The sequence below is a fragment of the Pseudomonas sp. MF08817 genome (assembly GCF_059862705.1).
This window is the reverse complement of record NZ_JCBCUY010000029.1, coordinates 69,360-78,634: the sequence shown is the minus strand read 5'-3', so window position 1 is coordinate 78,634 and position 9,275 is coordinate 69,360. Positions and strand designations below refer to the sequence as shown.

The 9,275-nt window shown below is 58.9% G+C and carries 9 protein-coding genes and 2 pseudogenes; 1 reads left to right on the top strand and 10 read right to left on the bottom strand.

The window, feature by feature from the left end; translation table 11 throughout:
* The first annotated feature begins 248 nt into the window (after positions 1-248).
* Entirely contained in the window at positions 249-1,046 is a 798-nt protein-coding gene (locus AC19YR_RS18240; protein WP_463888401.1) for a hypothetical protein, read from the top strand.
* Between the two features lie 164 nt (positions 1,047-1,210).
* Here the strand turns inward: AC19YR_RS18240 and AC19YR_RS18235 are convergent.
* The 10 genes and pseudogenes from AC19YR_RS18235 to AC19YR_RS18190 form a co-directional block, all read right to left on the bottom strand.
* A pseudogene (locus tag AC19YR_RS18235) lies at positions 1,211-1,681 on the bottom strand (M48 family metallopeptidase); the annotation flags it as partial.
* Positions 1,657-2,424: pseudogene (locus AC19YR_RS18230) on the bottom strand (DEAD/DEAH box helicase family protein); the annotation flags it as partial. The pseudogenes AC19YR_RS18235 and AC19YR_RS18230, both read right to left, overlap by 25 nt.
* A gap of 124 nt (positions 2,425-2,548) precedes the next feature.
* Complete coding sequence (locus AC19YR_RS18225; RefSeq protein ID WP_500599556.1) at positions 2,549-2,860, bottom strand: superinfection immunity protein; 312 nt, start codon at positions 2,858-2,860, stop codon at positions 2,549-2,551.
* Between the two features lie 391 nt (positions 2,861-3,251).
* Positions 3,252-3,974 carry a S24 family peptidase gene (locus AC19YR_RS18220; RefSeq protein WP_500599561.1) on the bottom strand — a complete coding sequence of 241 codons (723 nt, stop codon included), beginning with the start codon at positions 3,972-3,974 and terminating at the stop codon, positions 3,252-3,254.
* Between the two features lie 219 nt (positions 3,975-4,193).
* Positions 4,194-4,721: an inorganic diphosphatase gene (gene ppa, locus AC19YR_RS18215; RefSeq protein WP_095109635.1), complete on the bottom strand. Its 528-nt coding sequence runs from the start codon at positions 4,719-4,721 to the stop codon at positions 4,194-4,196.
* Between the two features lie 111 nt (positions 4,722-4,832).
* A complete protein-coding gene (locus tag AC19YR_RS18210) occupies positions 4,833-5,645 on the bottom strand; it encodes a M90 family metallopeptidase (RefSeq protein ID WP_500599555.1) in 813 nt (270 codons plus the stop codon).
* 4 nt (positions 5,646-5,649) lie between these two features.
* Entirely contained in the window at positions 5,650-6,306 is a 657-nt protein-coding gene (locus AC19YR_RS18205; protein ID WP_500599553.1) for a DedA family protein, read from the bottom strand.
* 190 nt (positions 6,307-6,496) lie between these two features.
* Positions 6,497-6,949 (bottom strand): GNAT family N-acetyltransferase, encoded by a 453-nt coding sequence (locus AC19YR_RS18200; protein ID WP_095109632.1) that lies wholly within the window; start codon positions 6,947-6,949, stop codon positions 6,497-6,499.
* Positions 6,950-7,036: 87 nt separating this feature from the next.
* The gene (eutC, locus tag AC19YR_RS18195; RefSeq protein WP_371856237.1) at positions 7,037-7,864 is read right to left on the bottom strand and encodes an ethanolamine ammonia-lyase subunit EutC; all 828 of its coding nucleotides are present in this window, start codon (positions 7,862-7,864) and stop codon (positions 7,037-7,039) included.
* Positions 7,861-9,255, bottom strand: coding sequence for an ethanolamine ammonia-lyase subunit EutB (locus AC19YR_RS18190; protein ID WP_095109631.1), 1,395 nt, complete (start codon positions 9,253-9,255; stop codon positions 7,861-7,863). The genes eutC and AC19YR_RS18190 overlap by 4 nt, the downstream gene beginning before the upstream one ends.
* Positions 9,256-9,275 lie beyond the last annotated feature (20 nt).

Genomic DNA, 9,275 nt, shown 5'->3' with positions numbered 1-9,275 from the left:
CCTGAGTCAGCTGCCGGTAATGCGTAGTCATCTGCGCTTGAATCCTTCGGTGTGAGAGCCTGGATTCTACCGGTGGCTGACTCTCTGCCTATCGTTTCAAACGTTGCACTTATTCTATGAATTCAGGCGGCAATAAATAGCTCTGCGCAAGATGTATCCAGCGCGACGCGATCTGTCGCGTCGCTCCGTCACCATTAAGGACTGCGTCGTGCGGTTCTACAGCATCCCCCCAAAATTGAGGCAACGGAATGAACTATGGAGCCGACCATGGCCTGGATGAAAATCAGATCAAGCACCGAAACCAACTGATCGACGATATCCGGACAGGCCTGCGAAACTTTGATGAAGCCTATGCACTTGAGCTTCCATTGGAGCGATTCTCGCGTCCCCTTGAGCCCGGCCTTTGTTCTAACTTGGTGATCGTTGGCGCGCAGCCTGTCTATGATGAATCTTGGGTGTATAAAACAAGGGATTACATTCGTAAAGACTTAATCAATTATCTCAGCAAGCAAATCTTGCTAAGTGTCAAAACCCTGGATCGACACGACTACCGCTTGAGGGGGAGCGCCTATGCCATTGCCCTAAAGCTTTGCACTCCCCATCCCTTCAGCCTTCGAGCCGGTTTCGGAGATGCGCACACCGATTTCAGTTTTGACGGTGCAGACAAACTTGCCCTGAAGTTCAGCGATATTGTCGATCGTGTCTCCGAGGGGTATGAGCGCGAGTATATGACCTACCGACTGTGGAACGACAAATCCCTGGAGTTACTGGCCCAATTCCTATTTTCCGGAGAATGGGACAGCACGGTCTTCGAGGGTGGCGCCTTGTGGGAGGAACTGGATAGCGAGGGAGAACCGGTCAGCCTTGAATCCTTCATCGAATCGGTCGACCAGACCATTTTCGACCTGCCAATGGAGCGACTGACAGAAGCCAGATTTCCAGACTATTCAGGCATTATCTTCACCGAGTACGTTCCCGCGGAGAATATGTCGCCAGTACAAAAGGGGCAGCTCTACCAGCAGTACGTCAACATACTTGCGAGCTGAGATGCGGCTATTGAAGGGGCGAGTTGGGGATAATTGCTCAACCCCATCCCCCGCTTTTTCAGCCGCCGCAGACTGGTATCTACCTTGTCTGCATAGCACTCAATCACCGGTGGATATAGCCCTCCCGCTTCTAAGAAAGGGCGTTAGCTATTACCGATATCTTTCTATATCCCTTCCACCTCAATCCCATGTTCAGCCAGCCATTCCTTGCGCTGTGCGTAATCGGGCATGGCGCGTTCGAGCCGTAGCCAGAACTCTGGGGTGTGGTGCGGCTCGTGTAGATGGACCATTTCATGGACCACGACGTATTCGGCGATGTGCTTGGGCAGAAGGATGCTTTTCCAGTGGAAGTAGAGAATTTCACCTTTACCGCATGATCCCCAGCGATAGCCAAGATCCTGCACCCGCACCCCTCCGGGGGAAACGTCCATACGTCCTTGGTACTCCTTTGCCCGCAAGGCGAGCCAGTTACGGGCATGCAAGCTGTACCAGCGAATAAAGTGTTCCCTCGCCTGTGGCAGCTGGCTGCGTAGCAGCAGAAAGCGTCCCCCCGTCAGTTTCAAGGGCACGTCCTGCTCGTCGACCAGCTTGAGCCTGTAACTGCGACCTAGGTACAGGAAGCCTTCGCCACCAACACCACAATGCTCTCGTCGGCGTTCAATACTTCGAAGGGCTTGTTGACTTGGTAGATGGGGCGATCTTCGGCAACCTTGTATTTGGCGGCTGCGTCGGGAATAACTTTCTCGCCCGATGGCGTATCGCTTTCCAGTTCATCATTGCGGTACTTCTGGATAGTGGCGAAGACCAGACCTGGTCCTTGACGCCGTACCAATGCCTTCACGCCCGCTGAACTGGTAGCGACGTCTGGTCGCTCGCCGGTCAGTGTGGCGGTTGCCGCCAACTGACTTTGCAAGTCCTTGCGGTCGGTTACCACGACGACTTTAAAGCGCCTTAGCTGGGTGTCTGTGCGCATCTTGCGGACCAAAAACACCATGGTCAGGCTTTTGCCTGAGCCTTGAGTGTGCCAAACGATGCCCCCGCGCTGGTCGAACTCCCCATGTTCGTGACGGGTTTTCCCCGTTTTTAGCCGGGAGATGGCGCGGTTTACGGCGCGGTATTGTTGGTAGCGACAGACGGTCTTGATGGTCTGGCCACCGACCTGCATGAACAGCATGAAATGTCGCAGCACATCCAGTAGATGTGTAGGGGACAGAAGACCGGCTATCAGACGCTCCTGTTCGGACAGGGCAGACTTTGCGAGTCCGGCCGCGACTTCCTGCTCGCTGCCTTGGCTGTCTGGTCCGACTACACTTTTCCACTGTGCGAAATGAGCGAAGCCGGCACCAATGCAACCCACCCGGGCTTCATCGAAGCTACTGCCTCACCTTATCCGGGCGTGATGTGGGCATAGCTTTCAAAACTAAATGTGTGCCCGCTGCTCAATTCATTCGCGGGCCCTTATAGGGGCTCACCGTCTCCGTGCTTTCATGGCGTTGATGCAGTTAAATGAGTTTGGCTTTTTCGCGCTCAAATTCTTCCTGAGTGAGCAATCCCTTCTCCCGCAGCTCGGCTAGCCTGAAAAGGTCATTCGCTGAGCTTTCTTTCTGCAATTTGCTGGGTTCTTTGACCGACGTAAAGGCTGAAAGCGACCACACAAGCGCTACGAGCCATCCAAGGAACGTCCAACCAGCTAAAAGGTTTAATGCTGCTATTGCGTTCCCCGACGGGTGTTCACGCTTGCTCGCTATCAGCAGGGGGATGAAATAGACCGCAACCGCGATTCCAATCAGGACTAGCCCGTAAAAGAAATCCATACTCGTTCCTTTAGATAAATCGAAACATCGATCTTAACGTGCGGGTGTTCGGTTTAGTAAGGCTAGTGAGCGAGGAAGTGATTTGCGCTGGGTGGCGGGTGAAGTGGTGGGTGAAGTCTGAGTAATTCGCAGAACCCTTGCTGTACTTGTGTTTCAGGCGTTAAAAAGCCGGCTTGTGGCCGGCTTCTCGGGGACTGGCTTGGCTTATTTTTGGTAAACCGCGCCAGCCTTCAAAACGTACACCCGGCTCTTGCGTCCGGCTGTGGGACTTGGCGAGAAAATCATCTGCCGCGTCGGGCGCTCTGGCCCTTTTGAGGGGGGTGATGCGCGAATGTGGGGCGCAGCATACTGATATTTCTCGCAAGTTCCCAGCGCAAAGGGGCTTTGTGGGTTATTCGAAATGCAGCAGTGGGCGGCGTTTGTTCAGGGTCGACCACCAGAACACCCAACCCAGGATCCGGATGTTTTGCGCCTGAAGTTGTTCGGCGCTGAAAATTTCGTCTGGGTAGTCGGTGCTGTTGTGGCTGCGCAGGCGTACGGCGCCGCTGGGCTGGCGGTGCAGGTAGCGGATGCGCAGGATGCCGTCGCATTCAACCGCGTAGATTTCACCGTCGACGATTTGTGTGAGGCCGCGGTCAATGGCGAGGATGGAGCCGTCCTGGATGAGTTCTTCCATGCTGTTGCCGATCATGTGTACGCAAATGGCGTGTGCCGGATCAATGTCCAGGAGTTCGAGGTCATGTCGGGGCAAGCGTATGCCCTGGCCGGGTATTTCCACGATACGGGTTTGTTGGGTGTCGGCGTGGGTGGCGACTTCTTTATAAAGAGGAATTTCAATGTCAGGTGTTTGAACGAAGTTGTGGTGAGTTTCCTTAACGGGCTTGTCGGTTTGCTGTTGTTTACGTGGGTACTTAGGGCCCTCGCCAGTACGTAGCCAGGCGCTATTGACGGACAACAGCGAGGCTATTTCGTCCATGCGCCGGTAGGGCACACCACGGATGTACCAGTTGTTTACGTCTTGGGGTCTGGTGTTGCAAAACTTCGCGAAGTCCGAGGGCCTGATACCCACTTCTTTGAGCAGAGCTTTGAAACGGTCGCCGGCTGATTTCTTCATAAACACGGAGTTTACTGATGAGCGATAGTTGTTTAAATAAACAAAGCGTTCATTTTTTATAAGTTTCATTGGGTGGGCAGGTTGTTTTTTATTGTTTCAATGTGAAATAAACGTTTAGTACGACATGTACTTAAATATTAAACATCTGAGTGTGCGGCGATTCACGCGGCCATAAAAAAACCCCGGCTAGCGGGGTTTTTTGGGGGGCTGATGTCGGGTTCAGCCTTTGTAGGCGGCAACCGATTTCAGGATCTCGGTGCGGGCGGCTTCGGCGTCGCCCCAACCGTCGATCTTCACCCATTTGCCTTTTTCGAGGTCTTTGTAGTTCTCGAAGAAGTGCTTGATCTGTTCCAGCAGCAGGGCTGGCAGATCGGTGTATTCCTTCACGTCCACGTACAGTTGGGACAGTTTGTCGTGCGGGACTGCGATGACTTTGGCATCGCCACCACCGTCGTCGGTCATGTGCAGGATGCCGACCGGGCGGGCGCGGATGACCGAGCCTGGCGCAACCGGGTACGGGGTCACGACCAGCACGTCGAGGGGGTCGCCGTCGTCAGCCAGGGTGTTGGGGATGAAGCCGTAGTTGGCCGGGTAGAACATGGGGGTGGCCATGAAACGGTCAACGAACAGGCAGTCGCTGTCTTTGTCGATTTCGTATTTGATCGGCGCGTGGTTTGCCGGAATTTCGATGGCGACGTAGATGTCGTTCGGCAGGTCTTTGCCAGCCGGAATCTTGCTGTAGCTCATTGGGCGATGCCCCCGTGGTTGGCCGATTGACTCGGCCGGATTGGCCAAAAGGTGGCGGCGATTATAGGCATATTCTCAAGGCCTTGCCACGTACCAGAGGTCGTGTAGACCTTAGTCGTGTGCGGCGTAGGCCGGATGGCTGGCCTGCAGTTGCTTGAGCCTGGCCAGTGGGTCCTGGCGGTAGAACAGGCGCAGTTGCTCATAGACCTGCGAGTAAGCGTCGGCGAGTAGGTCGGGGGCGCTGAAGAAGTATTCGCTGGTGACGGCGAAGAACTCGGCGGGGTTTTCTGCGGCGTAGGGGTCGATAGCGGTCGGGGCGTCGGGGTTGCGGTCCAACTGGCGGTTGAGGTCGTCGTAGGCGTGCTGCATGACGCTGGCCCAGTCGCTGACGCGCATGTCGCTGTGCAGTGGCGGCAGGCCATTAGCGTCGCCGTTGAGCATGTCGAGTTTGTGCGCCAGTTCGTGGATCACCAGGTTGTAGCCTTCCCAGCCGCCGCTGGCCTCCACGCCGGGCCAGGCGAGGATGATCGGCCCCTGTTGCCAGGCTTCGCCGCTGTGCTCGCCGTCCCATTCGTGTTCCACGCCGTTGGCGTCGCGATGGCGCTGGGGGCTGAGGAAGTCGTCCGGGTAGAGCACGATTTCGTGGAAGCCGCGGTACCAGGGCAAGTCCCCCAGGTGCAGCAGCGGCAACTGGGCCTGGGCGGCCAGCAGCAGGCGCTGCTCTTGGTGCAGCTCGACGCCGGGCAGGGTGGTCAGGTGCTTTTCCTCCAGGAACAACACGCTGGCCTCGCGCAGCCACTGGTCCTCGGCCTCGCTCAAACCGTCAAGAAAACTCAGGTGATGGCGCACACGCTGCCAGGTTTCGTCGGCAACGGGGTGCTTGGCGAGGGTGCGTTGACGGCGCCAGGCGCGCAGCGACCACATGGTGTCAGCGCGGCTGGGTTTTGGAGGCCGAGCGGGCGAGGCGGCTGCGCACCACGCCGATAATCATCGGCAGCAACGACAGGAGAATGATGCCCACCACCAGCAGCGAGAGGTTCTTCTTGATGAACGGCACGTTGCCGAAGAAGTAGCCCAGGGTCACCAGGCCGCCGACCCAGAGGATTGTGCCGAATACGCTAAAACCGAAGAAGCGTGGGTAGGGCATTTTCGCCACGCCGGCGACGAAGGGCGCGAAGGTGCGGATGATTGGCAGGAAGCGCGCCAGGGTCACGGTTTTGCCGCCGTGCTTGTCGTAGAAGTCGTGGGTTTGTTGCAGGTAGTCGCGGCGGAAGATCTTCGAGTTGGGGTTGCTGAACAGCCGTTCGCCGGCCGTTCGCCCGATCACGTAGTTGGTGCTGTCGCCCAATATCGCTGCCAGCATCAACAGGCCCGCTAGCAACACCGGGTCCATGCCGCCACCCGCCGCCACGGCGCCCGCGATGAACAGCAGCGAGTCACCTGGCAGGAAGGGCATCACCACTAGGCCGGTCTCGCAGAAGATCACCAAAAACAGGATGGCGTAGATCCATGGCCCGTAGTTGGTTACCAGCAGGTCGAGGTACACATCGAGATGCAGGATAAGGTCGAGCGGGTTGAAATCCATGGAAGGCACCTGTGGTGACGGCCCGACTCGGCGGGCCCGTGCTAGAGCGATGAGCTACACGGCTGTGTAGGTTTTCTTACAAGCGGAAAAGGCCCGCATTATACGGACATGGGAGGGCTGTGCGTGGTGGTTTTGTAGCGGGGGATGTCTCGGTGGCATTGGGGGCGGGCGGCGCCCCCTTGTGCGGGGTTTATTCGTCGCTGATGGGCAGAACGTAGTTCTTGAACTCGCTGTCTTCGCGAAAACCGATGGATTCGTAGGTTTTCTGCGCCACCTCGTTGTCGCTGCTGGTGGACACCCGCATGCGCACGGCGTTGGTTTCCTTGGCCATTTTCTTGGCCGTGCGGATCAGGTTATCGGCGACCAATTGGCGGCGGGCATCTTCGGCGACGTAGATGTCGTTGAGGATCCACACGCGCTTGAGGGACAGGGACGAGAAACTCGGGTAGAGCTGGCAAAAGCCCATGAGTTTGCCGTCATCGCCCAGGGCTAGGTAGATCACCGATTCCTTGCGCCGCAGGCGCTTTTCCAGGAAGGCCCGGGAGGAGTCCGGATAGGCCAGAGCGCCATAGAACTCGCGGTACTTGACGAACAGAGGGGTCAACAGGTCCAGGTGTTCGAGGGTCGCTTGGGTAATCCGCATGAGGGGGCCTCAACTGCTTGTGGGAGTAACGGCGAGTAGTGGCTTGATGCTGCCTAAACCATGGCAAAAGCGCAATCGCAGTACCGTTCAGTCATTCTGTGGACCGAGTAGGAAATTGCCTGGATTGCCCGTGGAATCGCTTTCAAGTGTGTGCACCTGGGCTTCGTCCTTGAGGTTGACCCCCGACAGTTGGCGCCGGCAGGCCTCGCGCATCAGGTAGAGCAAGCGGTGGGCGGCCATGCCGTAGCTCAGGCCTTCGAGGCGCACGTTAGAGATGCAATTGCGGTAGGCGTCGGTCAGGCCGACCTTGGGGTTGTAGGTGAAATACAGCCCCAGGCTGTCCGGGGAACTGAGGCCGGGGCGTTCGCCGATGAGGATCACGGTCATTTTCGCCCCCAGCAGTTCACCGATTTCGTCGGCCACGGCCACGCGGCCCTGTTGCACCAGTATCACTGGGGCGATTGTCCAGCCATCACTGGCGGCTTGTTCTTCCAGGCGCGTGAGGAACGGCAGGGTATGGCGATGCACTGCCAGTGCCGACAAACCATCGGCCACCACCACCACCAAATCCACCCCGCCGGGGTAGGCCTGGGCGTGTTCGCGCAGGGTGTGCGCCGACTCATCGCTCAGGCGCCGCCCTAGGTCGGGGCGTTGCAGGTAGCTGTGGCGGTCGGGCGCGGCGCTGTGCAGCAGCAGGCTGTCGCGGCCACGCTCGGCCAATTGGCGGCTCAGTTCGCCGTGGTCGAAGGCCAGGTGCACTGCATCGCGGGCCTGGGCGTGGGCGTACTGGAAATCCAGTTGCGCGCCGGTGGGCATGCTGGTGCCGGTGCGGCCCAGGGCGATGCGCGCAGGCGTCAGGGTGCGCAGTGGCAGCCAGGGGTTGGGGGTCGGTTTGTCCATGCTGTGCTCGCTCATCCCAGTTGCGCCAAGGCCTGGCGGAAGGCTGGCGGTAGGTTGTGGCCAAAGCGCACGTTGCCGTCGGCCTGGGTGAAGATGCCCATTTTCGCCAGCCACTGCTCGAACTCGGGGGCCGGTTTGAGGCCCAGGGTCTGGCGGGCGTAGAGGGCGTCGTGGAAGGAGGTGGTCTGGTAGTTGAGCATGATGTCGTCGGAGCCGGGGATGCCCATGATGAAGTTGATCCCGGCCACGCCCAGCAGGGTCAGCAGGGTGTCCATGTCGTCCTGGTCGGCTTCGGCGTGGTTGGTGTAGCAGATGTCGCACCCCATGGGCACGCCCAACAGCTTGCCGCAGAAGTGGTCTTCGAGGCCGGCACGAATGATCTGCTTGCCGTTGTATAGGTATTCCGGGCCGATGAAGCCGACCACGGTGTTGACCAAAAACGGCTTGAAGTGCCGCGCCACGGCATAGGCGCGGGTTTCGCAGGTTTGCTGGTCGAGGCCGTGGTGGGCGTTGGCCGACAGCGCGCTGCCCTGGCCGGTCTCGAAGTACATGAGGTTTTGCCCCAGGGTGCCGCGTTTGAGGCTCAGGCCCGCGTCGTAGCCCTCCTGCAAAACATTGAGGCTGACGCCGAAACTGGCGTTGGCCGCCTCGGTGCCGGCAATCGACTGGAACACCAAGTCCAGCGGCACGCCGCGATTGATCGCTTCGATTGAGGTGGTGACGTGGGTTAGCACGCAGGCTTGCGTGGGGATTTCGTAGCGCTGGATCACCGCGTCGAGCATTTCCAGCAGGGCGCAGATCGAGGCGATGCTGTCGGTGGCCGGGTTGATGCCGATCATGGCGTCGCCGTTGCCGTAGAGCAGGCCATCGAGAATGCTCGCGGCGATGCCCGCCGGCTCATCCGTGGGGTGGTTGGGTTGCAGGCGCGTCGAGAGGCGCCCGCGCAGGCCCAGGGTGCCGCGGAACTTCGTGACCACGCGGATTTTCTGCGCCACCAGGATCAGGTCCTGCACGCGCATGATCTTCGACACGGCGGCGACCATTTCCGGGGTCAGGCCCGGCGCCAGGGCGCGCAGGCTGTGCTCGTCGGCGGCCTCGCTGAGCAGCCAGTCGCGAAAACCGCCCACGGTCAGGTGGCTGACCGTGGCGAACGCGGCTTTGTCGTGGGTATCGATAATCAGCCGGGTGACTTCGTCGTTTTCGTAGGGGATCAGCGCTTCTTGCAGAAAATGCGTGAGTTCGATGTTGGCCAGGGCCATTTGCGCCGCGACGCGCTCGCCGTCATTGAGGGCGGCGATACCGGCCAGGAAATCGCCGGAGCGGGCCGGGCTGGCCTTGGCCATGACGTCCTTGAGGTCGTCGAAGCGATAGGTCATGGCGCCGACGGCATGAGAAAAACTTGCCATACAGGTTCTCCTTGGCGGCC

Excerpts from the sequence above, each read along its gene's own strand:
- eutC (WP_371856237.1), bottom strand. The coding sequence starts at position 7,864 with ATGAGCGAGCACAGCATGGACAAACCGACCCCCAACCCCTGGCTGCCA.
- ppa (WP_095109635.1), bottom strand. The coding sequence starts at position 4,721 with ATGAGCTACAGCAAGATTCCGGCTGGCAAAGACCTGCCGAACGACATC.
- AC19YR_RS18225 (WP_500599556.1), bottom strand. The coding sequence starts at position 2,860 with ATGGATTTCTTTTACGGGCTAGTCCTGATTGGAATCGCGGTTGCGGTC.
- AC19YR_RS18200 (WP_095109632.1), bottom strand. The coding sequence starts at position 6,949 with ATGCGGATTACCCAAGCGACCCTCGAACACCTGGACCTGTTGACCCCT.
- AC19YR_RS18190 (WP_095109631.1), bottom strand. The coding sequence starts at position 9,255 with ATGGCAAGTTTTTCTCATGCCGTCGGCGCCATGACCTATCGCTTCGAC.
- AC19YR_RS18210 (WP_500599555.1), bottom strand. The coding sequence starts at position 5,645 with ATGTGGTCGCTGCGCGCCTGGCGCCGTCAACGCACCCTCGCCAAGCAC.
- AC19YR_RS18240 (WP_463888401.1), top strand. The coding sequence starts at position 249 with ATGAACTATGGAGCCGACCATGGCCTGGATGAAAATCAGATCAAGCAC.
- AC19YR_RS18220 (WP_500599561.1), bottom strand. The coding sequence starts at position 3,974 with ATGAAGAAATCAGCCGGCGACCGTTTCAAAGCTCTGCTCAAAGAAGTG.
- AC19YR_RS18205 (WP_500599553.1), bottom strand. The coding sequence starts at position 6,306 with ATGGATTTCAACCCGCTCGACCTTATCCTGCATCTCGATGTGTACCTC.